Source organism: Nocardia sp. NPDC052316, from assembly GCF_044547795.1.
Classification (GTDB): domain Bacteria; phylum Actinomycetota; class Actinomycetes; order Mycobacteriales; family Mycobacteriaceae; genus Nocardia.
The window spans coordinates 532,139-553,152 of sequence record NZ_JBIUBB010000007.1 but is presented as its reverse complement, the minus strand read 5'-3'; the positions used below and the strand labels follow the sequence as shown (position 1 = coordinate 553,152).

22 protein-coding genes and 1 pseudogene are annotated in these 21,014 nt (G+C 67.8%); 13 read left to right on the top strand and 10 right to left on the bottom strand.

Annotated elements, in window-relative coordinates:
* Positions 1 to 46 precede the first annotated feature (46 nt).
* Positions 47 to 1,360 (top strand): annotated as a pseudogene (locus tag ACIHA7_RS34000) (APC family permease); the annotation flags it as partial.
* On the opposite strand, the gene ACIHA7_RS33995 reads toward ACIHA7_RS34000, so the two are convergent.
* Positions 1,340 to 1,735: a DUF6223 family protein gene (locus tag ACIHA7_RS33995; protein WP_397295346.1), complete on the bottom strand. Its 396-nt coding sequence runs from the start codon at positions 1,733 to 1,735 to the stop codon at positions 1,340 to 1,342. The pseudogene ACIHA7_RS34000 and the gene ACIHA7_RS33995 overlap by 21 nt on opposite strands.
* A 213-nt stretch (positions 1,736 to 1,948) precedes the next feature.
* Between ACIHA7_RS33995 and ACIHA7_RS33990 the strand changes: the two genes are divergently transcribed.
* On the top strand, positions 1,949 to 3,055 hold the full coding sequence (locus ACIHA7_RS33990) for a sensor histidine kinase (protein WP_397295344.1): 1,107 nt from the start codon (positions 1,949 to 1,951) through the stop codon (positions 3,053 to 3,055).
* Positions 3,052 to 3,714 (top strand): response regulator, encoded by a 663-nt coding sequence (locus ACIHA7_RS33985; protein WP_397295343.1) that lies wholly within the window; start codon positions 3,052 to 3,054, stop codon positions 3,712 to 3,714. Before ACIHA7_RS33990 ends, ACIHA7_RS33985 begins: the two co-directional genes overlap by 4 nt.
* A gap of 7 nt (positions 3,715 to 3,721) precedes the next feature.
* On the opposite strand, the gene ACIHA7_RS33980 is transcribed toward ACIHA7_RS33985, so the two are convergent.
* Positions 3,722 to 4,963, bottom strand: coding sequence for an oxygenase MpaB family protein (locus ACIHA7_RS33980; protein ID WP_397295341.1), 1,242 nt, complete (start codon positions 4,961 to 4,963; stop codon positions 3,722 to 3,724).
* Positions 4,964 to 5,367: 404 nt separating this feature from the next.
* Here ACIHA7_RS33980 and ACIHA7_RS33975 point away from each other — a divergent pair, with 404 nt between their 5' ends.
* Positions 5,368 to 5,817, top strand: coding sequence for a protealysin inhibitor emfourin (locus tag ACIHA7_RS33975; protein WP_397295339.1), 450 nt, complete (start codon positions 5,368 to 5,370; stop codon positions 5,815 to 5,817).
* A gap of 81 nt (positions 5,818 to 5,898) precedes the next feature.
* On the opposite strand, the gene ACIHA7_RS33970 is transcribed toward ACIHA7_RS33975, so the two are convergent.
* The 5 genes from ACIHA7_RS33970 to ACIHA7_RS33950 all read right to left on the bottom strand — a co-directional run bounded on the left by ACIHA7_RS33970 (position 5,899) and on the right by ACIHA7_RS33950 (position 10,488).
* Positions 5,899 to 6,711 carry an MBL fold metallo-hydrolase gene (locus tag ACIHA7_RS33970; RefSeq protein ID WP_397295338.1) on the bottom strand — a complete coding sequence of 271 codons (813 nt, stop codon included), beginning with the start codon at positions 6,709 to 6,711 and terminating at the stop codon, positions 5,899 to 5,901.
* 177 nt (positions 6,712 to 6,888) lie between these two features.
* Complete coding sequence (locus ACIHA7_RS33965) at positions 6,889 to 8,409, bottom strand: FAD-dependent monooxygenase (protein WP_397295336.1); 1,521 nt, start codon at positions 8,407 to 8,409, stop codon at positions 6,889 to 6,891.
* A gap of 177 nt (positions 8,410 to 8,586) precedes the next feature.
* Positions 8,587 to 9,252, bottom strand: coding sequence for a VC0807 family protein (locus ACIHA7_RS33960; protein WP_397295334.1), 666 nt, complete (start codon positions 9,250 to 9,252; stop codon positions 8,587 to 8,589).
* An 18-nt stretch (positions 9,253 to 9,270) separates the two neighbouring features.
* Positions 9,271 to 9,894 carry a TetR family transcriptional regulator gene (locus tag ACIHA7_RS33955; protein ID WP_397295332.1) on the bottom strand — a complete coding sequence of 208 codons (624 nt, stop codon included), beginning with the start codon at positions 9,892 to 9,894 and terminating at the stop codon, positions 9,271 to 9,273.
* A gap of 135 nt (positions 9,895 to 10,029) precedes the next feature.
* On the bottom strand, positions 10,030 to 10,488 hold the full coding sequence (locus ACIHA7_RS33950) for a hypothetical protein (protein WP_397295330.1): 459 nt from the start codon (positions 10,486 to 10,488) through the stop codon (positions 10,030 to 10,032).
* A gap of 197 nt (positions 10,489 to 10,685) precedes the next feature.
* On the opposite strand from ACIHA7_RS33950, the gene ACIHA7_RS33945 reads away from it, so the two are divergent.
* On the top strand, positions 10,686 to 11,567 hold the full coding sequence (locus ACIHA7_RS33945) for a hypothetical protein (protein ID WP_397295328.1): 882 nt from the start codon (positions 10,686 to 10,688) through the stop codon (positions 11,565 to 11,567).
* Positions 11,568 to 11,579: 12 nt separating this feature from the next.
* Here the strand turns inward: ACIHA7_RS33945 and ACIHA7_RS33940 are convergent, their stop codons facing one another.
* Together ACIHA7_RS33940 and ACIHA7_RS33935 are read right to left on the bottom strand one after the other, a co-directional pair.
* Positions 11,580 to 12,377, bottom strand: coding sequence for a class I SAM-dependent methyltransferase (locus tag ACIHA7_RS33940; protein WP_397295327.1), 798 nt, complete (start codon positions 12,375 to 12,377; stop codon positions 11,580 to 11,582).
* 80 nt (positions 12,378 to 12,457) lie between these two features.
* Positions 12,458 to 13,552 carry an LLM class flavin-dependent oxidoreductase gene (locus tag ACIHA7_RS33935; protein ID WP_397295325.1) on the bottom strand — a complete coding sequence of 365 codons (1,095 nt, stop codon included), beginning with the start codon at positions 13,550 to 13,552 and terminating at the stop codon, positions 12,458 to 12,460.
* Positions 13,553 to 13,810: 258 nt separating this feature from the next.
* Here ACIHA7_RS33935 and ACIHA7_RS33930 point away from each other — a divergent pair, with 258 nt between their 5' ends.
* Both ACIHA7_RS33930 and ACIHA7_RS33925 read left to right on the top strand, forming a co-directional pair.
* Positions 13,811 to 15,733 carry an alpha/beta fold hydrolase gene (locus tag ACIHA7_RS33930; RefSeq protein ID WP_397295323.1) on the top strand — a complete coding sequence of 641 codons (1,923 nt, stop codon included), beginning with the start codon at positions 13,811 to 13,813 and terminating at the stop codon, positions 15,731 to 15,733.
* A 56-nt stretch (positions 15,734 to 15,789) separates the two neighbouring features.
* Positions 15,790 to 16,515, top strand: a complete 726-nt coding sequence (locus ACIHA7_RS33925; protein WP_397295321.1) for a MerR family transcriptional regulator — start codon at positions 15,790 to 15,792, stop codon at positions 16,513 to 16,515.
* Between the two features lie 9 nt (positions 16,516 to 16,524).
* On the opposite strand, the gene ACIHA7_RS33920 is transcribed toward ACIHA7_RS33925, so the two are convergent.
* Positions 16,525 to 16,878, bottom strand: coding sequence for a VOC family protein (locus tag ACIHA7_RS33920; RefSeq protein ID WP_397295320.1), 354 nt, complete (start codon positions 16,876 to 16,878; stop codon positions 16,525 to 16,527).
* A gap of 198 nt (positions 16,879 to 17,076) precedes the next feature.
* On the opposite strand from ACIHA7_RS33920, the gene ACIHA7_RS33915 reads away from it, so the two are divergent.
* From ACIHA7_RS33915 to ACIHA7_RS33890, 6 genes are all read left to right on the top strand, one after another.
* Entirely contained in the window at positions 17,077 to 17,409 is a 333-nt protein-coding gene (locus ACIHA7_RS33915) for a hypothetical protein (protein ID WP_397295319.1), read from the top strand.
* A gap of 24 nt (positions 17,410 to 17,433) precedes the next feature.
* Complete coding sequence (locus ACIHA7_RS33910) at positions 17,434 to 17,868, top strand: hypothetical protein (RefSeq protein WP_397295316.1); 435 nt, start codon at positions 17,434 to 17,436, stop codon at positions 17,866 to 17,868.
* Positions 17,869 to 18,052: 184 nt separating this feature from the next.
* Positions 18,053 to 18,928 (top strand): alpha/beta fold hydrolase, encoded by an 876-nt coding sequence (locus tag ACIHA7_RS33905; RefSeq protein ID WP_397295314.1) that lies wholly within the window; start codon positions 18,053 to 18,055, stop codon positions 18,926 to 18,928.
* A gap of 84 nt (positions 18,929 to 19,012) precedes the next feature.
* The gene (locus tag ACIHA7_RS33900; protein WP_397295312.1) at positions 19,013 to 19,525 is read left to right on the top strand and encodes a DinB family protein; all 513 of its coding nucleotides are present in this window, start codon (positions 19,013 to 19,015) and stop codon (positions 19,523 to 19,525) included.
* A 38-nt stretch (positions 19,526 to 19,563) separates the two neighbouring features.
* The gene (locus ACIHA7_RS33895; protein WP_397295310.1) at positions 19,564 to 20,019 is read left to right on the top strand and encodes a hypothetical protein; all 456 of its coding nucleotides are present in this window, start codon (positions 19,564 to 19,566) and stop codon (positions 20,017 to 20,019) included.
* A 73-nt stretch (positions 20,020 to 20,092) separates the two neighbouring features.
* On the top strand, positions 20,093 to 20,998 hold the full coding sequence (locus tag ACIHA7_RS33890) for a helix-turn-helix domain-containing protein (protein WP_397295308.1): 906 nt from the start codon (positions 20,093 to 20,095) through the stop codon (positions 20,996 to 20,998).
* The last annotated feature ends 16 nt before the right edge of the window (positions 20,999 to 21,014 follow it).

Below are 21,014 nucleotides of genomic sequence, written 5' to 3'. Positions count from 1 at the left end.
GCGCTCGCGGTGGTGACCACGGGCGGAGTCTGATCGAATGGGCACCATGGGGCCCAAGGCGACACTGACGGATACCCCGGATGAGCTGCGGCGGAGTCTGGGGGTGGCCGATGCTGTGGTGATCGGGCTCGGCGCGATGATCGGGGCCGGGATCTTCGCCGCGCTGGCTCCGGCGGCGCGGGCGGCCGGGTCGGCGGTGTTGCTCGGGTTGGCGATCGCGGCGCTGGTGGCGTACTGCAATGCGACGTCGTCGGCGAGATTGGCGGCCCGGTATCCGGCTTCGGGCGGCACGTATGTGTATGGGCGCGAACAGCTCGGCGAGTTCTGGGGTTATCTGGCGGGGTGGTGTTTCGTCGTCGGCAAGACCGCGTCCTGCGCGGCGATGGCGTTGACCGCGGGCGTGTATGCCTGGCCGGAGCACGCGCATGCGGTCGCCGCGGCGGCGGTGGTCGCGTTGACGGTGGTGAACTATCGCGGCGTGCAGAAATCCGCGCTGCTGACCAGGTTGATCGTCGCGGTGGTGCTCGCCGTGCTCGCGGCGGTGGTCGTCGCGGCATGCACCGCCGAGACAGCCGACGCGACGCGGCTGGAATTCGGTTCCGACATAACCGTTTTCGGGGTATTACAGGCGGCGGGACTGTTGTTCTTCGCCTTCGCCGGTTACGCGCGCATCGCCACCCTCGGCGAGGAGGTCCGCGACCCGGCTCGCACCATCCCGCGCGCGATCCCGCTAGCCCTCGGCATCACGTTGCTCGTGTACGCGCTGGTCCTGATCGCGGCCCTGACAATCCTTGGGCCGCAAGGCTTGTCCGAGTCGAGCGCACCGCTGTCGGATGTGGTGCGGTCCGCCGGGGCAGGCTGGTTGGCGCCGGTGGTGCGGGTCGGCGCGGTCGTCGCCGCACTGGGTGCGCTGCTGGCGTTGATTCTCGGCGTCTCGCGCACCACGCTGGCAATGGCCCGCGACCGGCACCTGCCGCACGCGCTGGCGGCGGTGCATCCCCGGTTCGCGGTGCCGCACCGTGCGGAGATCGCCGTCGGTGCGGTGGTGGCCGTCGCCGCCGCGACCGTCGATGTCCGTGCCGCGATCGGTTTCTCGTCGTTCGGCGTCCTGCTCTACTACGCCGTCGCCAACGCGGCCGCATGGACGCTGACCCCCGCCGAGGGCCGGCCGTGGCGGGTTGTTCCCGCGGTCGGCGTGCTCGGCTGCCTGATCCTGGCCTGCACGTTGCCGAAGGCGTCGGTGCTGACCGGTGCGGCGGTTGTTGCCGTCGGCGCCGCGATCTTCGCCGTCCGCAGGAAAGTTCTCCGCCGCTCGAAGACCGGACCCGGCAGCAGCGAATCAGACGGCGCGGCGGGAGCGGAGCAGGCCGAGCCCGCCCACGACCGAGCTGGCCAGCCCGACCAGCAGGCCGACGAAGGCGCCGCCAAGCCCGTTGCCGGTGCCGAGCCCGCCGTCGGCGGTGGCCACGACCAGCCCGCCGATGGCCATGGCGATCAGCCCCGCCAGTAGGGCGACCACGGCGGCGCTGCCCGCGCGGAGGCGACCGGTGAGGGCGAGCCCGCCGATGATCACGCCCGTCAGTCCGACCAGCGCGGCCACGATGGCACCGACTCGCCCGGAGCTCATGGTGGTGACACTCGCGGCCATCGGCTGGGCCGAGGCGTGCGCGACCGCGGGGACGGCGAGCGTCGAAGCGGCGAGGATCGCGGTGATGAACAGGTGACGGATGGACATGAGGTGCTCCTTCGCGGAAATGATGTCGCTCGATCATGTCCGCTCGCACCACGGCCGAACATCGTGCAGGCGTGGGCAATTCGCGCTGCCGTCGATGCCGTAACCGACTACCGCCGACGCCGTAGCGAGCCACGGAACTACTGCGTGCGCGGTAGCCCGATGATCATCCGCGCGCGGGAGTCGTGCGCGCGGATCTGCGGCTAGGGTGCACACATGAGCAGGGAACGGATCGCGGACTGGGCGATCGCTGCCGGCGTGGCGGCGGCCCTGCTGGCCACCGGGTTGTCCAAACAGCACATCGCCTCCGATCTCGACCCGATCGGCTACGCGTTGCTGATTGTGAGCGGGTTGGCGCTGGCCGCCCGTCGCACCGCTGCGCGCGCGGTATTGGCCGTGACCGGATTGTGCGCGCTGGGCTATCAAGCCGTCGGCTTCGACGTGCCAGCGGTGGCGTTCCTGTTCGCCGTGTACGCCGCCGTGCGCGCGGGCCATCGCTGGCTCACGCTGGCGGCCTCGGTCGCCTTGCTCGCCGCGTTACCGCTCGCGATCCTGGTCTCGCTGCACGACACCGCCGCCGCCTTCGCGCAAGCCAGGGACGCGCTCGAGATCGCCTGGTTGATCGCGGCCGGTGCGGCGGGGGAAGCCCTGCGCCAGGCCGAGCGGCGAGCCGACGAAGCCGAGCGCACCCGGGAGGCGACCGCGCGGCGTCGCGCCGACGAAGAACGGCTGCACATCGCACGGGAACTGCATGATTCGCTCACCCACCAGATCTCGGTGATCAAGGTGCAATCCGAGGCCGCCGTCCACGTGGCGCGCAAACGCGGGGAGGAGGTGCCCGAAGCGTTGCTCGCGATCCGGCAGGCCGGTCGCGAGGCGGCCAGGGAACTGCGCGCGACCCTGGAGGCGCTGCGCGACGACAGCACCACCCCGCCACCGGGACTCGCGGACATCCCCGAACTCGTGGCACGGGCTCGGACGACCGGTTTGGCCGCGAGCTTGACGATCGAAGGCCGCCGCCAGGACGTGCCTGCCGCGGTGGACCGGACCGGCTACCGGATCGTCCAGGAGTCGCTCACCAACGTCACCAGGCACGCCGCCGCCGCGACGGCGTCGGTCCGGATCGACTACCGCCCCGACGCACTGGTCATCCGGGTCGACGACGACGGCACAGCCACCATGAACGCCGCGTCGGCGCCCGGGGTCGGGCTGCTGGGGATGCGCGAACGAGTCACCGCGCTCGGGGGGCACCTGCACGCGGCACCACGCAGCGAAGGCGGCTTCTCCGTGCACGCCGAACTACCCGTGGACCGGACCGCATGATTCGTGTCCTGCTGATCGATGACCAGCCGCTGATTCGCAGCGGCTTTCGCGCACTGCTCGAGCTCGAGGACGACATCGAGGTGGTGGCCGAGGCCGCCGACGGGAGCCAGGGCCTCGCGCTGGTCCGCGAGCACCTGCCCGACATCGCGCTCATCGACATCCAGATGCCGGTGGTCGACGGCATCGAGGCGACCAGGCGCATCGCGGCGGACCCGGCCCTGGCCGGCGTGCATGTCGTCATCCTGACCAACTATGGCCTGGACGAATACGTTTTCGACGCGCTGCGGGCCGGCGCGGCCGGATTCCTCGTCAAGGACATCGAGCCGGAAGACTTCCTGCACGCCATCCGGGTCGCCGCGCGCGGTGACGCCCTGCTCGCACCGTCGATCACTCGTCGGTTGATCGACCGGTACGTCAGCCAGCCGCTCGACCCTGGCGTCAGCGCGGCGCTGAAAGAGCTGACCAACCGTGAACGGGAAGCGGTTGCCCTGGTGGCGCAGGGCCTTTCGAACGACGAGATCGCGGATCGGATGGTGATCAGCCCGCTCACCGCGAAGACCCACATCAATCGGGCGATGACCAAGCTCGATGTCCGGGACCGGGCCCAACTCGTCGTTCTCGCTTATGAATCCGGCTTGGTCGTCCGGCGCAACGCCTGACGAAAGGTCAGCGTGGTGGTCGGCTCATGTCCCGATTCATCTGGGGGAGTTCGATACTGATCGGCATGCGCAGTTCGGCCAGGTAGATCAGCGCGGCCTGGCGGAGGAATTCGTCGAACAGCCAGTAGGCGTCCGGGGCCAGCGGGACGACGGGCAGCAGGCCCTCGCGGACCGCGATGAAGGGACCCCAGCTCACTCGGAGCAGCGGGTCCCAGACCGGTTCTCGCGGGATGGCCAGACCGTCGGCGATCTTGTCGCCGAGCAGGAAGCGGGTGAACGCGCCGAGCACCGGCTTGCTGAGGATGGCGAGGTCGAGGTTCACGCCGAGCCGCAGCAGCCGGTCGGCCAGCGCGGTGCCCTCGGGGGTCGGCATCAGGATCGGGTCGAGCACCTGTGCGGCTTGGGAATTCGCCTCGGCCCACGAGTTCGGGATGTACTCGTCCCGGACGCCGAGCATGTGCGCGCACACCTGCCAGGAGTGCAGGAACGCGGCGGACTCGTGCGCCGGGATGGGCACTCGCCATGCGGTCAGGTGTTTCATCACGGTGGTCGGCAGGCTGTGCCAGGTGACCATGATGTCGTTCTGGCTGATCGGAATGTCCTCCTCGGCGGAGTGCACCCAGTGCGGCGACTGCGGCAGCAGGTGGCGCACGGCGGCGTGCACCAGCCGGGTCTTGACACAGGTGACGATCATTTCGCCATCGGGGGCATAGGCATTCGCGGTGCCGATGTCGTAGCCGAGCTTCGCGGTCTTGGAGATGCGGTCCTTGAGGTCGTGACCGCCCTTGGAGTAGTAGACCGCCCGCGCCTCTTTGGGAATGACGGTGCTCATCATGCCGCTGGCCAAGCCGTACAGCACACCGAGGTAGAGACCGCGCTTCTTGTTGAACTCGACTGCGGTGCCAAGCTTGCCGTGGTCGGTCCACTGCGGTAGCTGCCGGGCGTACTCCATGAAATCTCGCAGTTCCGTGGGCAATCCGGCGGGCAACGGCTGGCCGTTTCTGGTCCACGTGCGTAACAGCGCGTTCACCGCGGCTACTTCGCCACGGTCGAGCAGCCCGGCGACCACGGGGTCCGCCTCGGCATCCCATACGGTCAGCGGGTCGGCTCCGGTGCCGCTACCCGCCACCGAGCCGTCGGGTGACCAGGTCCACGGTTCGGCCCGGGCGGGCGTCACCATTGCCAAGGCGCCCAACGCGCCCAATGCGCCGCCCGCCTTCAGTGCGTTGCGTCTGCTGAGTCCATCCATGTCGCCACTCCTCGCCGAGTCCAGACGCCACCGGGTCGGCGCGGGGCGCTCGGATAGCGCTGGGTCGCGCCTTTCAGTGGAAGAATTGTTATTAACTTAGCAAGGCCGGGGATGCGCTGTCCCGGCTTTGGAAAACAAGGCGGCTCGCCGGCTGTTGTTTTGACTAAGCCCAGTCAAAGTCACTATGTGCAGGGCTATTTCAGCGAATTTTGATCTTGAAGGCGGCTCGTGGCGGAGCGGCTCGGCGACAACCACGGCCGCGCTGCTTCGGTATGTCGAATCGTAAGTATCGATAACCATCAGTCACTTTGTGGCGTATTTGCGGATTCCCCAGTGGTCAATGCCGAGTCGACTGGGGACGAAGTGGCATTGTCGCGACGCACCCGTGGCGATAGTGTGCGGCTATGAGCGTCTCTCGGTCCCGCCGTGGTCTCGCGCAACCGCTGTTTCTCTCCGCCGCCGTGATGTGCGTGCTGTTTCTCGCCTCGGCGGCCTGCGGCGGAGTCGGTGAAACACAGCCGGGGACAGGCTCTTCGGGAGTGGCCAGCGTCGAGGTGAACCAGACCGGCGGCTTCGCCGGGGTCAACGAGTTCTACACCGTCGACGACAAGGTCGAGAGTCCGCGCCGCAGTGAGTTGTTCGACATGGTCGCCGGGCTACCGTTCCGGACCTTGCAGGAGGCCTACACCGGCCCGAACGGCTGCCGCGACGCGTTCTCCTACACCGTGACGGTGACCTACCGCGACGGCACGAGCAAGCGCGTCGACGCCGAGGAATGCGGCGAACCGCCGCAAGTGCTGACCGAGGTCATCGCGCTGACCAAGGAGATCGGGTACCGCGGCAGCGGAAACTGACCCTCGAGGCCGGCCGGTCCGCGCTCAGCGGCATGACCGACCGGCCCTTGCGTCGGGTGATGGGTTGGTGGAGTTCGGGTCTCAGGTCAGGTGGTCGAATTCCCCACTGACCCAACCGATGTAGCGGTCGGCGGAGCGGCGCACGACGGCGCGCGCGTTCCCGTCGATGGTGCGGCCGAAATTGTCGTAGATACGGTCGAATTCGAACTCTTCGACGGTACGCGCGATGCGGGCGACGACGTTGGCCGACAGCGGGATCCGGTTCGGATAGCTGCGCATGAAGGCGACCGACTTGCGGTCCGGGTTGGCCTGGACGGTGTCCGCGCTGAACAGCACACCCTTGCCCGCGGCTCCCGCCGCCCAGTGCAGAACCGCGCTACCAGGGAAGTGCCCGCCCAGCTGGCGCAGGGTGACACCCGGCAGCGGCTCCAGCTGATCGGACCACGGTCGGATCACCGGGTCCGGGCGCGCGATCCACTCCAGGTCGGGTTCGGCGACGAGCACCGGCACCCCGCCGAGCGCCCGGCTCCACTCCACCTGCACCCCGTAATGGTGCGGGTGGCTCGGCACGATCGCGACGACCTCGCCGAGCTCACGGACCCGCCGCGCGGCATCCTCATCGACATAACCGGTCACGTCCCACAGCAGATTGCCCGCAGGCGTCCGCAGCAGATGGGACTCCTGTCCGATGCCGAACTCCGGCTCGGTCGTCAAGCCGAACAGATCCGGCTCCAACTCTTGCAGCGCCACCTTGTGGCCGTCCGCGGCGAGCTCGTCGAGGGTGGTCCACTGCTGGCCCTCGGCGGGCACCCACTGTCGTTCGTCGGCGCAGATCCGGCACAGCTGCGCCGCACCCTCGTGCTCGACCGCGCAGGTCCGACAGATCTTCCACATATTCACCTCGTCTGTTCGGTACACCCATCACTGTTTGTACACGGCGCATGAACGCGGCGTTGTCGAACGACCTGAGCGGCGACCGGCCGTCGCCAGCGGACTGGCGACGGCCGGATCACGGTGCTGCTCTGTCGGATCCGGTCACGTCGAGGCGACGCAGGACGAGTACCGCACCGTTCAGGGTGTGCCGAACCAGGCGGCGAGCGCTTCGCGCAACGCCGTCGCCGCGGTGTCGGCGGATTCGTCGATCGTTGCGGCCCAGGCGATGTGGGCGTCTGGACGGACCAGCAGGGCATCTGCGGGGCGGTCGTCGGTCTTGGCCGTGCGGATGTCGATTCGGTCCGCCCACTCGCGGGCGATCTCGCGCAGCTCCGCCCGGTCGGCGAGGTCGAGCAGGACCGGGCGTGCGGTGCGCATGAGCTCCGCGACGCTGGTGACGCCCTGATCGGTGTGCAAAGTGAGGTCGGGCGCGAAGGTACCGGCGAGGGTGTGTGCCTCGGCCGGTACCGGATAGCGGATGTCGTTGTGGCCGACCAGATTTCCCATCCGCTGGAGTGCGGGCTCGTCGGCGAGCAGTTCCTGGAAGACCTGCCGGAGCGCATGGGCCGGCGCGTCGTCGCCGCGGCGCAAGGCCACCTGGGCGCGGGTCTGGACCAGGGCACGCGCGCCGGCGAGGTGGCGCTCGTCGTGATAGGTGTCCAGCAGGCCGGTCGGTGCCCAGCCGTGGATGTCGGCGCCCAGTTTCCAAGCGAGGTTGACCGTGTCGAGCATGCCGACATTGAGCGCCGTGCCGGTGGCCGGGAACATGTGCGCCGCGTCGCCGGCCAGCATGATCCGCCCGGTGCGGTACCGCTCGGCCTGCCGGTCCTTGAAGGTGTAGCGCGACAACCGAATCGGTTCGCCCAGCGGAAGCTCCCCGCCGAGTACGCGCCGAGCACTGTCGGCGAGTTCGGTCAGCGTCAACGGCTCGTCGTCGTCATAGTCGGCGGACTCGTCCTCGGTGGTCTGCATGAACAGCACCCCATCGGAGACGGCGAACGCGAACGCGCCGTTGTCGGTGTGGGTGAAGCCCGCGTGGATCGTGCCGAGCCCGGGGACCTCGATGTCGCCGTTGTCGAGCACGGTCACCGAATCGGGCACGGTGACCTGGCCCAGCCGGTTGACCTCCGGATAGGTGGTGCCGGGGAAGGAGATACCCGCCATGTCGCGGATCCGGCTGCGCCCTCCGTCGCAACCCACGAGATAGCGCGCGGTCACCTCATATGTCCCGTCCGGACCGCGTACCTGCGCGGTCACCGTGGCGTCGTCCTGGCTCACGCCGATCACTTCGTGCCCACGGCGGATTTCGGCGCCGAGCTCGCCCGCGCGATCGTCGAGCAGGCGCTCGATCTCCCGCTGCGGGATCGGCAACGCCCGCATCGGCGGCTCCACCATCTGGGTGAAGTCGAGATAGATGTTGCCGAACGGGAATCGGGGAGCCAGGTGCGGATCGCTGCTGGCCGCCTCGAATCGATCCAGCAGGCCGCGGTAGCGCAGCAGGTCCAGGATCCGGCCGCCGATACCGCTGGCCTTCGGGGTGTCACGGGGTTGCGGCTGCTTTTCCAGCACCAGCGATCGGACTCCGGCCAGGCGCAGCTCACCGGCCAGCATCAGGCCGCTCGGGCCCGCGCCCACGATGATTACGTCGATGTCCGTCACTCGTTACTCCATTTCCGCAGGTTCTAGCTTCGGCCGAGGAGTATGCCGGACAAACGGGGCCTTGCCGCAAGCCCCGGGGTCCGCTATAAGTTAGAAGTGGAAAAGGGTAAGTTCACTTCTTTTCCTGTTTGCTCGCGCAAGCCGGGCTCGAAGTGAGCCACCGTTCTTCGGCCGGGTTCAGGCCTTCAGTCCGTGCCTGGTGACGTAGTAGTTGTGGAAGACCAGCACGGCGGCCAGGACGACCAGCCATTGCACCGTGCTCACCAGCGGAATCGCATCGATCGGCAGGGTGTAGGCGAGCAACACCCGCACCAGTGCGTCCAGCGCGAAGACCGTGCCCCACACCGCCGTCAACACCCGCAGGTGGTGACGGAACCGGGAGTCGTTGTCCCAGCGCGCATCCCACTCCCGGTAGCCCTCCTCGCCGATCTTCGCTGTGACGATCGCGCGGGACGCGGTGCGCATGAAGGGGCGTTGGGTCGCCAGCGTGCCCAGTATCCACAGCCCGAGTACGCCGAAGACCCAGCTGTCGCGCACCATGAGCGTGCGGGGGTCGCCGGTTATCACTGTCATCACCGTGCCGACCACGATGAGCGTGAGGGTGAACAGTGCGATCGTGTCGAGGCGGCGCTGCCGTATCGCGCCGTAGGCGAGGAATGCGCCGATGAGCAAAGCGGGCGCAATCAATGCCAGCCACGGGTTCACCCCGGCGGCCCGCAGGGCGTAGTAGCCGCCGAGGGGGAGCGCCAACTCCGCGATCAACTGGCGGAAGAGATGGCGGCGGGCGGCGGCTCGTTTCTGCTCCGGTGTGCGCCCGGCGGTGAGCGTCTGTGGTGAGTTCATGTCAGCTCCGGATCACGGTTATGCGCGGGTGGCGCGTTCGAAGAGTTCGGCCAGCTCGCGGGCGCAGACCGCGGCGTCGAAGTCGGGATCGTCGGCCGCGCGGGCGACCGCCGCATCGCGCGCGGCGCGAATGGCGAGCGCCATGACCGCGGGGTCGAAGTCGCGAAAGGCCCCCGCCCGCTGCGCTTCTCGGATCCATTCCTCCTGGCCGCGCGCGATGTCGGCGACATGGTCCAGCAAGCCGAAGGTCTGGTTGTCGTCGGGGCGGACGTTGGCGACGATGCTGGCCAGTGCCCGCTGATGATGGGGGTACTCGTCGAGCAGGGCCAGGTTGGCTGCGAAGTAGGCACGCAGTCTGGCGTGGTATCCGGCCTCGGGTTCGAGCTCGGCGACGACGAATTCCGTGTTCACCCGCACGATTTCGGCGGTGACCGCACGGATCAGATCGTCCTTGCCCCGAAAGTGGTAGGAGATCATGCCGGTGCTGCTCAGCCCGGCCCGCTGGGCGATCTTGGCGAACGAGGTCTTCGGCAGGCCGTGCTCGGCGATCACCTCGATCGCGGCCTGCACGATCTGCGCCCGCCGGGCCGCCTCGGTGAACGTCCGGCCGTCTTGCTTGGCCGAGCCACTATTTGCTTGCATGAGCAAAACCGTAGCCGCTCTTGCTCGCGTAAGCAATAGTTGAGTCGAGTGAGCAAACCGGGCTCGGTCGGGCACCGAATCCGGGTGCCGGAACTCAGCGGTCAGGCCCGAGGACGACGCTCTCGGCCGACCTGCTCAGGACACGAACGCGGCGGAGGTGACGACGACATCGGCGTAGCTGAGGTACCAGCCATTCCAGGTGTCGGCGACGTTGATCTGGATTCCGTGGCCGCTGGCCGGACCATCGGTGATCAACCACAGACCATTGCCGTAACCGGTTGCCCTGCTGATGCTTCCATCGGACCAGGCGAATTCCGCCGCGCTGACCGCACCGGGCGCGCTCCACGGGATGGTGGCGGTGAACCGGCCGGAGTCGATGCCCGGCAGCAGCGGGCTGGCGCACTGGTGCAGCACGGCCTCCCGGCGGATGGACTGTCGCGCACTGCCGCTGCCCGGAATCAACCGGCCGGTCATCACGCTGCCCTGCGCACAGGCCGGCGCGCCGTCGCTCGACGGGGCCGCCAGACCTTGCGGCGCACTCAGCGCCGGTATCGCGCACAGAGCCGCTACCAGCACGCTTCGACGAATGAGCACGACAGTCACCTCCTGCGACGGGCGCGGCCACCCGGGATGGACGCTGATGGCCTCGCCACGCGAAGTACAACTCGATCAGCAGCTTAGCGGCCCGTGACGGGCGCTCGGCCGGTTTCGGCGGCGACCCGCACAGCCGGGTGCTGAAGGAACCGGTCATATCGGTCGGCTAAGGTTCGATCCTCGTGAAGGAGGGGAATGTGAAGACTTGGCGCGACCTGGACTCGGCCACGCGGAAGGCGTTGCTGCGTGGGGAGCCTGCCACCGATCCCGAGATTGATCGAATCGCGGTGGCGCATGCGGAGAAGGTGCTGAAGCGTTCGCAAGTTCGAGTGTTCCTGATCGCTCTCCTGGGCGGTTCGGTCCTGGGCTTGCTGCTGGGAACTCTCATGGTGGTGGCAGGGCTGCCGACCGAGGTGTTCGTGCTCGTGGTCATTGTGTTGTCTGTTGGAGTCATGGTCGTCATGATCCGGCGCAAGCTCGCGCTGATCCGGCTGCTGAACGTCAGCCGGGGAGTGGCTCGGAACCCGGTCATACCCGGGTCCTCCCAGAGACTGGAGATCCGGATAACCGTCCTCGGCGCCGTGCGCATAACGGCCCCTTACCTGTTCATCGTCGCCGTGCTGCTCCTTGTCGGAGTGCTGTGGACGAATCCGTGGTTGATCGGCGCTGCCGCCGTCGTGAGCGTCCCCGTACTCGCCTACACCGGCTACCTGCTGGCCTGGGCTTTGCCGAAAGACTCGGCGACCGTCCTCGATGCCGACGGCGTGCACACGCCCAGGGTGGGACTGAGTGTCGGCTGGGAATCCTTCAGCGAGATCAGAGTGGTCCCGCTGCGCGCCTCGGCGCGCGATACCCGACAGGTGATCGCCTTCATCCTGCACGACGACCAGGTATATCTCCGCCAACTCCCGACCTGGCAGGCTTTTCTCGGCAGAATGAACAAGAAGACCTACCTATCTCCGCTGGCGATAGTGGATGCCATGGTCGACAAGCCTGCCTCCGAAATCGCCGCCACAGCGGCGGCGCTCTCCGGCCTCCCCGTAACCCAAGCGGCGCAAGGTGTTCGCAAGCCCAGCTGATCGGGGTTCGCGCTAACGGTGCGCTGTGACCAGCCAGGCCTGCGAGTCGAACCACACGCCGTCGGCGGCGTGGTGCTCGGCCATCGTCGCGCGCAATCGGTCGAGTGCGCGCTGGGTTTCCTTGGCGTCGAGTCGGCTGAGGAGATCCGTCGCCATGTGCAGTACCCGGACGGCGTCGACACCGGCGTCCGGGTCGGCGCCGTAATAGATCGGCTCGCGTAAGTCGGTGATGGTGATGTCGGTGAATCCGGCAGCGGTGAGAATGCCGTCCACGCGCGCTGGATCGCCCATCGAGAAGGCGGCGGTGCCGGCGGCGGGCGTGGCACTACCGGTGAGGGCCTGGTGGATCGCGGCCACCCACTGTTGTTCGGCGCTGTCCTGCCACACCAGCTGTACCAGTCGCGATCCGGGTCGCAATGCGCGGCCGATGTTGGTGAACGCCGCGATCGGATCGGCGAAGAACATCGTGCCGAAGCGGCTGGCGGCGCGGGTGAAGTGTTCGGGCGGGAACGGATGGACCTGCGCGTCGGCCTGCTCGAAGCGCACGTTGGGCAGCTCTTCGGCGGCGGTGAGCCTGCGGGCGTGCCCGAGCATCACCGGGGAGATGTCGACACCGAGGGCACTGCCCTGATGCGCGAGCTGGGCGGCGTCACGCGTGAGCTGCCCTGTGCCGCAACCGATGTCGAGCACGTGGTCGTTCGGGCCGACGTCGAGGGCTTCGCGCAGCCACCGGTGGTAGCGGCGCAGCTCGGCGTCGTAGTCGAACGTGGTGTCCGAGGCCGGTTCCGGTTGATTCCCGCGGTCGATCATGGAGCCATCATGACAGCAGCGGGCAGGTATCGGACCGTACTCGGGCGTGCGTGCGTGCGGCGAGCGTGGGCCGTGCGCGATCACGCAGACCCGCGTCGTAGTCTGGCCGCCAACCACAGCACGACACCGTAACCGAACGCCGCGTCGGCGTTGGACACGAGCGCGCCGGTCGGAAAGACGATGGCGTGCCGCAAACCCGCATCGGCCAACGCCCGGATGTGCGCCAAAACCTCTCGGGGAGTGCCGATCACGAGCCAATCGTGCAGCACCTCGTCGGGCACCTCGGCGATCGCCGCCTGCACCTCGGCCTTGGTCAGCTGGTGTGGCATCAGCTCGATCAGACCGCGGAAGCCTTCTCCGAGTGGATGTTTCGCACCGTGTCGTGCCCACACCGCGTCCGGTGCGAGCAAGCCGAGATAGCGGACCGCGGGCGCACGCAGCAGGCGTCGGATGCCGGACGGCGTTCGCGCGGTGAGCATGGAGATCATTTGGGCGGGCACGATCGTTTCGGGGTCGCGACCCGCGGCGCGGGCGGCGGTGTGCACCACCTTCAGTCGACGCTGGTATTCGTCCGGTGACAGGGCTTCCCACGGGTACCAACCGTCGGCGTAGCGTCCGGTCAGTTCGAGCATTCGTGGCCCGTGCGCGCCGATCCAGATCTGCGGCATCCGGTCGGCCGGAGCGGTCAAATCCATTGGCGCGCTGTCGATTGTGTAGTGCCGACCGGAGAACTCGATGGGTTCCGGCGACGTCAGTGCCGCGCGGAGCACCTGGAGTGCCTCCTCCAGGCGATCAACTGGGCGATTCCAGCTGAACCCGTACGGATCGAGGTTCTCCCGCTCGCCCGATCCGATGCCGAGGATGGGCGGAACCTTCGTCATGTGCGCCAAGGTGAGAAACGTCTGCGCCAGCAGTACCGGGTGCCTGCGATGCGGATCCGTCACCCCGACGCCCAACTGCACCTTGCCCGCACCGGCGGCCAGATGGGCGAGCAGCGGAGCGTAGTCGAACTGCTCGTCGGGGCTGCGGACCGTCTTCGCCTGCGGGGTGAAGTCCGTGTCCCAGAGGGCGCGCGGAAAGATGCTGATCAAATGATCCGGCGCCAGAACCGAATCCAGCTTGCCCAACCTGGCCATCCGCACCACCGATCGTGCGGCGCTCAATGGCGGATTCACCCCGGCAAGCGTGCCCACTGCAAACGAGTTGTGCGAGTCCGACACCATGGTCCCCTCTCGACCAGCATGCCCCCACCAGGCACCTCACCGATTATTCCGGCGCTGCTCGCCCGTGTCCGCTGATTCCACCGGATAGATCACAACTTCCGCCGGACTTGACTATGCCGTAACGGCATGGTTTCGACTGGTGTCGATGGCGGCGCGCAGGTGCCGGCGGATGCGGTTCCTGCGGGCATCGAACCAGGTGGAAGGACAGCTATGGCGTTACCGCAATTGCTCACGGTGGAAGACCTTTTCAGCCCGCCCGTTCGGTCGGCGGCGTCGATCTCGCCGGACGGAACTCGGCTCGCCTACCTGGCTCCCTGGCAGAACCGGCTGAATGTGTGGGTGCAGGACCTCGACTCGGGCGAGGAACCGCGCTGCGTCACGGCCGACAGCAACCGCAGCATTCACGACTACCGATGGACCGACGATCCACGGTGGCTGCTCTACACCCAGGACGACAATGGCGACGAGAACTGGCATCTGTACCGCGTCGACCTGTCGGACCCGGCGGGCGCGGCGGTCGACCTCACCCCGTTCCCCGGTGCGCGGCTGTTCGGTCTCGAACTGCCGCGGGGCAGGCCCGGCCTCGCGATCGTCACGCTGAACATCAGGAAAATCGAGGAGTTCGACGTATACGAACTCGACATCGCCACCGGCGAACTGACGATGCTCGCACAGAACCCGGGTCGCGTCTCCGGCTGGAAGGTGAGTCACCACGGTGACCTGTTCGCCACGTCGATGACCGACGACGGCGCCGTCGAACTATCCCGATATGACAGTGCCGCAAGGAAATTGAGCCGAGTCGCGGTGTGGGACGGTGCCGACTACCCGGTCGGTGTGTCGCCGATCGAGATCACACCGGACGGCGCGGGGGCTTGGGTGGGGTCCAATCGGGGCACCGATCGGACCCGGCTGGTTCGACTCGACCTGACCAGCGGGCAGGAGACCGAGATCGACAGTCACCCCAGCTTCGATCTCGACACGCGCGCGGGTGCTAGTCCCGGTTTCCCCGCGCCCCTCATCCTCAGCCGACGGACCGGAAAGCTCATCGGGGCACGGTATCTGGGCGAACGACAGGTAATCCACGCCCTCGACCCGCACTTCGCCGAGGTGCTGGCGAACATGACGAAGTTGTCCGACGGCGACATCGCCGCACTGTCCTGCGACGACAGCGAGCAGCGGTGGATCGTCAGCTTCGAGCACGACCGCGAGCCCGGTGTCACCTATTACTACGACCACGCGACCGGTGCGAGTCGGCTGCTGTTCCGACCGTACCCCCACCTGGATCCGGCAGCGCTCGCGCCGATGACACCGGTCACCATCCCGGCGCGCGACGGCCTCGATCTCCCTTCGTATCTCACGCTCCCGGTCGGTGTGCCGCCCGTCGGACTGCCGTTGGTGCTCTTGGTGCACGGTGGCCCGTGGACGCGGGACAGCTGGGGGTTCGACGCGGCGGCGCAGTTGCTGGCCAACCGGGGATATGCGGTGCTGCAGATCAACTTTCGCGGATCGACCGGGTACGGCAAGGCGTTCGTCAAGGCGGCCATCGGCGAGTTCGCGGGCAAGATGCACGACGATCTCATCGACGGCGTGCGGTGGGCGGTCGAGCGGGGGTATGCCGATCCGGAGCGCGTGGCCATCTTCGGCGGCTCCTACGGCGGCTACTCGGCGTTGGTCGGTGTCACCTTCACCCCGGAGGTCTTCGCCGCCGCCGTCGACTACTGCGGTATCTCGAACCTGGCGAACTTCCTGCGCACCATGCCTGCGTTCTCCCGGCCCTTCATGGCCAACAATTGGTACCTGTTCGTCGGGGATCCCGAGGTTCCGGCGCAGGCGGCGGACATGGTGGCACGGTCACCGATCACCCGGGTAGCGCAGATCCGCACACCGCTGCTGGTTGCTCAGGGCGCCAACGACGTTCGCGTGGTGCAGGCCGAATCCGACAATCTCGTCGGGGCACTGCGTGCGCGCGGGGGCGAGGTCGAGTACATCGTGAAGGACGACGAAGGGCACGGTTTCGTGAACCCGGAGAACACGATCGAACTGTTCCAGGCGATCGACCGGTTCCTGGCACGGTACCTGGGTGGGCGGACCGAGCAGCCGGACCGGTGGCCGCTAACCCAGAGCAATGCTTGACTATGCCGTAGCGGCACAGTGTGTACTTGCGGGGGACGACGAAAGGAGTGACGGTCGTGGGGTGGAGCACCCGGGAACTTGCCGAGCTCGCAGGCACGAGCCTGCGGACTGTGCGGCATTACCACGACGTCGGACTGCTCGACGAGCCAGAACGCCGTGCCAACGGCTACAAGAGCTACGGCGTGGCGCATCTGGTCCGGGTGCTGCGGATCAAACGCCTTTCGGGGCTCGGCTTCTCGCTGGCACAGATCGCCGAGATGGACAATACCGACGAGCACCCGCAGGAGGCGCTGCGGACGCTGGACGCCGAACTCGCCGAAACCATCGACCGGTTACAGCGGATCCGCGGCGAGGTCGCCCGAATACTGGACCACCAGGAGTCGACCGACCTGCCGCCCGAATTCGCGTCGGTGCGGCGGGCGGATCTGTCCGACGCGGACCGCTCGCTGGCGTTCGTGCTGTCGCGGGTGATCGGTCCGGCGGGGCGCCAGGCGGTGGCACGCATGCTGGAAGATCCCGAGGTCAGCGCCTTCTCGACCGAGTTCGACAACCTGCCCGCCGACGCGGATGAGCAGCAGCGCGCGCAGGTCGTGCAACGCATGGTTCAGGGCGGGCGCAAGTTGTATGCCGCGCATCCGCGGGTGCTGACCTGGTTCGACGACGCCCCGCGTGGCACCCGCTTCGCCGCGAGCACCACCGCCGAAGCCGTGCTGGAGGTGTACAACGCCGCACAGCTCGACGTGCTCGCTCGCGTCGGCCGGGAGATCTCGCCGCCGAGCTGAGCCCGCTGGTCAGTAGTACTGGACCAGGCAGAACTCGTGGCCTTCCGGATCGGCGAGAACGACGACCACACCCTCGTCGTAATCGTGCCGTTCGCCGGTGTCGCGGCCGCCGAGGGCGATGACCTGGGCGATGCCCTGATCGATGTCGTCCACCGCGATGTCGAGGTGTAGGCGCACCTTGCCGTGCTTCGGCTCGGTCACGGGCTGGAAGACGAGGCGGGGTTGCGGGTCATCGAGTTCGCCGAGGTAGATCCAACCGGGCTGGGACGGTCCTTGCGGGCGGTCCAGCAGTGCGCTCCAGAAGTCCGCAACCCGTTGCACGTCGACGCAGTCGATGGTCACGCCTACCCAGCGGTTCGTCATTACGTCAGTTCTCCTGTGCGGTAGGCGATCTTATCGGTCGGACACGCCTTGCGGTCCTCGTCGTTCGCGAACTCCGTCCATGCCACCGGGAAATCGCCGCCTTGGCAAGTCGGCGGACACCGCGCCGTTTGCTGGGCCGCGGGCGGCTACGTTTCGAGACCGGTGCACCGGGTAGCTCGGACGGCGAGGAGGTTAACGATGACGTTCGAAGAACTGCCCTTACCGGACTACGACCAACTCGCGCTCGGCGACATCCGGCACCGCGCGCGCTCGCTCGATGAGAGCCGACTGCGCGCGTTGATCGAGCACGAGCGCGCACACGGTGCTCGCGTGCCGGTGCTCGAGCTGCTGCAGGCCCGGTTGACCGAGCTGGCGAACGGCGCCGAACCCGCGCCGGGTGACCCGACCCGAGCCCCCGATGTGTCGGGCGGGCACGGCGGCTCCGCGGTGCAGCCGAGCACGGCGGCCGAACCGACCACCCCGCTGCGGCACGGAGTCGCTGAGCAGACTCCCGCCCGTGGCCGACCCTGACGTTGCTCTGCGAAGGAGAAGGCGATGACCGACGCGAAGGACACCTGGGACCCGCCGCAGGACACCGGCGGCCCTGACGCGGTGGAGACCGACCCTGCGGCCCTGAACAGCGCCGAAGACCTGGACGAAGACCGCCTCCGGGTGGATCCGTTCGAGGAGGGCATGGACCCGCCGGAGCACTGGTCCGGTGTGGACAAATACGGCATGACCCCGCGCGAGGAGGCCGAGGCCCGGCCGCTCGCCGAACGCCTGGAAGAGGAGCAGCCCGACCTGACCCCGGAGCCGCCGCCGGAATCCGGGCCGTCCGAAGCCGCGGCGATCACCGTCGTCGACGAGATCGCATCCGACGCCGACGATGTTGTCGCGCCGCGCAGCTACGAGCAGGACCTTGGTATCGAGGCCGATATCGCCGGTGGGTCCGTCGCGAACGAGATTCGTCGGCCGGAACCGTCGGAGTGAGCGTGGCCGGAGATCGGTGCGCGTCGTGAGGCAGGGAACGCGGCGGTCCCAGTTCGGTCGGCGGGGCGCGCTGCCAGATGGATTGTCCCGGTGATCCTTTCGGCAGCGCGCCTTTCCGTACCTTTGCGCGCAAGCGCTCGATGAGGACCGATGAGTTTTTTACGCGGGTACCGTCAGAACGGATATGACGACAACACACACACTCGAGACCGCGGATTTCGCCATCGTCTACGACGTGCACGGCCCGCTGCCCACCGCGGACGGACGCCCGCCGCTGGTCATGGTCGGCCTGCCCATGGACGCCACCGGCTTCACCACGCTGGCGTCGTATTTTCCCGATCGCACCGTGGTCACCTACGACCCGCGCGGTCTCGGGCGCAGCACCCGCAAGGACGGCAGGGTCGACAATGTGCCCGAGGTCCACGCCGCTGACCTGCACGCCCTGATCGACGCGCTCGGCGCCGGGCCGGTCGAGATGTTCGCCAGCAGCGGTGGCGCGGTCGTCTCGCTCGCCCTCGTGACGGCCTACCCCGATGATGTGACCACCCTGGTGGCACATGAGCCGCCGCTGATCTCCGTGGTCCCCGACGCCGCCGCAGCCGAGCGCGCCCGCGCGGGCTACCGAGATGCGTACGAGGCCAAAGGATTCGGCGCGGGCATGGCGGGCTTCATCGCCATGACCTCCTGGCAAGGCGAGTTCACCGACGACTACTTCGCCCAGCCCCCAGCCGATCCCGCGATGTTCGGCCTGCCCACCGAGGACGACGGCTCCCGCGACGACCCGCTGCTGTCCGACCGATCCTGGGCCGTCAGCGGCTACCGCCCCGACATCGCCGCCCTCGCCGCCGCCCCCACCCGGATCGTCATCGCCGTCGGCGAGGAGTCCCTCAACACCTTCACCGGCCGAGCCCCCGTAGCCGCCGCCGAACTCCTCGGCCAGCAAGCCACCGTATTCCCCAGCCACCACGGAGGTTTCGCCGGTGACGAGTTCGGCTACCCCGGCCAGCCCGAAGCCTTCGCCCGCAAACTCCGCGAGGTGCTCGAGGGGAACACCGAGTAGGGACCTGGGGAGGCCCGTTCGTTGTTCGTAAGCTTCACGCTGCGGTGACGGTCGAGACTTGAACCGGGTGGGCATGATGGCCGGATGGAGTCGAATCAGCGCAGTGAACCACCGCAGGTTGCCGGAGAGTATGAGACGCTCACCGGCTTCCTGCGATTTCAGCGGGAGACGTTGGCGTGGAAGTGTTCCGGGCTCAGTCCGGAGCAGCTTCGGCGGCGGGCGGTGCCGCCTTCGACACTCTCGCTGCTCGGGCTGGTTCGTCATCTGACCGACGTGGAACGTACCTGGTTCACGCGGGTCTTGGCCGGCGAAGACGCGCCGTTCCGGTATTGGGGCGAGGATTCCGCCTACGACACCGACTTCGAGGTCGAGGAGGCCGATGCCGCGGAGTCGATTCGGTTGTGGGAGAAGGAATGTGCTCGTTCCAGCGAGATCGTCGAGGCGGATAAGTCGCTCGACCGGATCGGCACGCGTCGACCATCCGGTGCCACGTACAGCTTGCGCTGGATTCTCACGCACATGATCGAGGAGTACGCCCGGCACAACGGACACGCTGATCTGCTTCGCGAAATCATCGACGGTCAGACCGGGGAATAGCGGGCGAATGTGTCGGTGGTGGGTGGCATGCTCCCGATGTGACCGTTTGGGACCTGCTCGATATCGATCGGGCGCTGCGCGCGAGTTGGGCGGCAGACACCTGCTCAGCCGATGATGTGGCTCGGGCCGGCTGGCAGTCCGACAATCCCGCTTGGGGGCATTGCGACATCACCGCCTTGATCGTCAACGACATCTTCGGTGGTGAACTGATGGTGGGGCAGGTGTGGCTCGGTGCGGAGCAACACGGATTCCACTGGTGGAACCGTCTGCCCAGCGGCATCGAGCTCGACCTGACGCGTGAGCAGTTCCGACTCGGCCAAATAATCACTGCCGCACGCGCTGTCGAGCGCCCGCGTGGCAAGCTACCGCGGCGATGGGACGAGTACCTGCTGCTACGTCAACGCGTCACCGCCCATCTCGTGCACTTACCCGAACCCGCGGAGTCCGCGATCGCCCGTGCGGGTCGTGATCGATCTGGAGCGACCCACAGCTGAACCGGCCCTATCGGTTCTAGGCGTTGCCGCAGTGCTCAGCGCCGCTGATCCCATCGACTCGTACCATGGCGACATGCCCGTCGAGCCGGTTCGTGTTGCTGGGGCCGTGGTGGATATCGCCGTTCCAGCGTGGCCGGGGCGAGTGCCGGGGGTCACCATGGCTGGGTTCCGTAGTCGAGCGACGAGTCCGGTCGAATTGTCGATGGTGCCTTATCCGGCGCTGACGGTGTTCATCGATTTCGGTGACGTGTTTCTCGCCGATACGGCCAGCGGCGTGCGCATGCACGGCGGCGGTGTCGTCGGTCTCGGGCCTGCGGGGGTGCGCGGGTGCGGCCGGGACGTCGATCTGCTGCAGGTGCGGTTGTCGCCGGTGGTCGCGCACGCGGTGCTGGGTGCGTCGTCGGAGTTGGGCGGGACGGTGATTGCCTTCGATGAGCTGTGGCACGGCGATGCCGCACGCATACGGGAACAACTGCACGCCACTAGATCCTGGGATGAACGATTCGCGATCGCGGAGGCCGCGCTCGGTCGACGGCTGGGGGAGGGGCGGATGGTTCATCCGGAGATCGCCTTCGCTTGGGCGCGAATCATCAAGAGCCGAGGGCGGGTTCGGGTGGACAGGTTGGCCGAGGAGGTGGGCTGGAGCCGCAAACGGTTGTGGTCGCGGTTCCGTGCGCAGATCGGTCTGACGCCCAAGCGTGCCGCACAGCTGGTTCGATTCGACTACGCGGCGCACCGTCTCGCGAGCGGGGACAGCGCCGCCGCGGTGTCGGCCGAGAGCGGTTACGTCGATCAATCGCACCTGTACCGCGATGCCAGAAGCTTTGCCGGGCTGACGCCGACGGCACTGGCGAGCGCGCCGTGGCTGGCAGTTGATCCCGTCGCGTGGGCGGCCCCGGCCTACGCGCGAAGGCTTGCGATACCGCGTCGATTGGACGGCGCCAATAACCCCGCGTGTGACAGCGCGCTGAGCGCGTGACGCTGTGCTGAGCGGG

What these genes read in the sequence shown, in the direction of transcription:
- ACIHA7_RS33995 (WP_397295346.1), bottom strand. Translation starts at nt 1,735, where the DNA reads ATGTCCATCCGTCACCTGTTCATCACCGCGATCCTCGCCGCTTCGACG.
- ACIHA7_RS33990 (WP_397295344.1), top strand. Translation starts at nt 1,949, where the DNA reads ATGAGCAGGGAACGGATCGCGGACTGGGCGATCGCTGCCGGCGTGGCG.
- ACIHA7_RS33985 (WP_397295343.1), top strand. Translation starts at nt 3,052, where the DNA reads ATGATTCGTGTCCTGCTGATCGATGACCAGCCGCTGATTCGCAGCGGC.
- ACIHA7_RS33980 (WP_397295341.1), bottom strand. Translation starts at nt 4,963, where the DNA reads ATGGATGGACTCAGCAGACGCAACGCACTGAAGGCGGGCGGCGCATTG.
- ACIHA7_RS33975 (WP_397295339.1), top strand. Translation starts at nt 5,368, where the DNA reads ATGAGCGTCTCTCGGTCCCGCCGTGGTCTCGCGCAACCGCTGTTTCTC.
- ACIHA7_RS33970 (WP_397295338.1), bottom strand. Translation starts at nt 6,711, where the DNA reads ATGTGGAAGATCTGTCGGACCTGCGCGGTCGAGCACGAGGGTGCGGCG.
- ACIHA7_RS33960 (WP_397295334.1), bottom strand. Translation starts at nt 9,252, where the DNA reads ATGAACTCACCACAGACGCTCACCGCCGGGCGCACACCGGAGCAGAAA.
- ACIHA7_RS33955 (WP_397295332.1), bottom strand. Translation starts at nt 9,894, where the DNA reads ATGCAAGCAAATAGTGGCTCGGCCAAGCAAGACGGCCGGACGTTCACC.
- ACIHA7_RS33940 (WP_397295327.1), bottom strand. Translation starts at nt 12,377, where the DNA reads ATGATCGACCGCGGGAATCAACCGGAACCGGCCTCGGACACCACGTTC.
- ACIHA7_RS33930 (WP_397295323.1), top strand. Translation starts at nt 13,811, where the DNA reads ATGGCGTTACCGCAATTGCTCACGGTGGAAGACCTTTTCAGCCCGCCC.
- ACIHA7_RS33920 (WP_397295320.1), bottom strand. Translation starts at nt 16,878, where the DNA reads ATGACGAACCGCTGGGTAGGCGTGACCATCGACTGCGTCGACGTGCAA.
- ACIHA7_RS33915 (WP_397295319.1), top strand. Translation starts at nt 17,077, where the DNA reads ATGACGTTCGAAGAACTGCCCTTACCGGACTACGACCAACTCGCGCTC.
- ACIHA7_RS33910 (WP_397295316.1), top strand. Translation starts at nt 17,434, where the DNA reads ATGACCGACGCGAAGGACACCTGGGACCCGCCGCAGGACACCGGCGGC.
- ACIHA7_RS33905 (WP_397295314.1), top strand. Translation starts at nt 18,053, where the DNA reads ATGACGACAACACACACACTCGAGACCGCGGATTTCGCCATCGTCTAC.
- ACIHA7_RS33900 (WP_397295312.1), top strand. Translation starts at nt 19,013, where the DNA reads ATGGAGTCGAATCAGCGCAGTGAACCACCGCAGGTTGCCGGAGAGTAT.
- ACIHA7_RS33890 (WP_397295308.1), top strand. Translation starts at nt 20,093, where the DNA reads ATGCCCGTCGAGCCGGTTCGTGTTGCTGGGGCCGTGGTGGATATCGCC.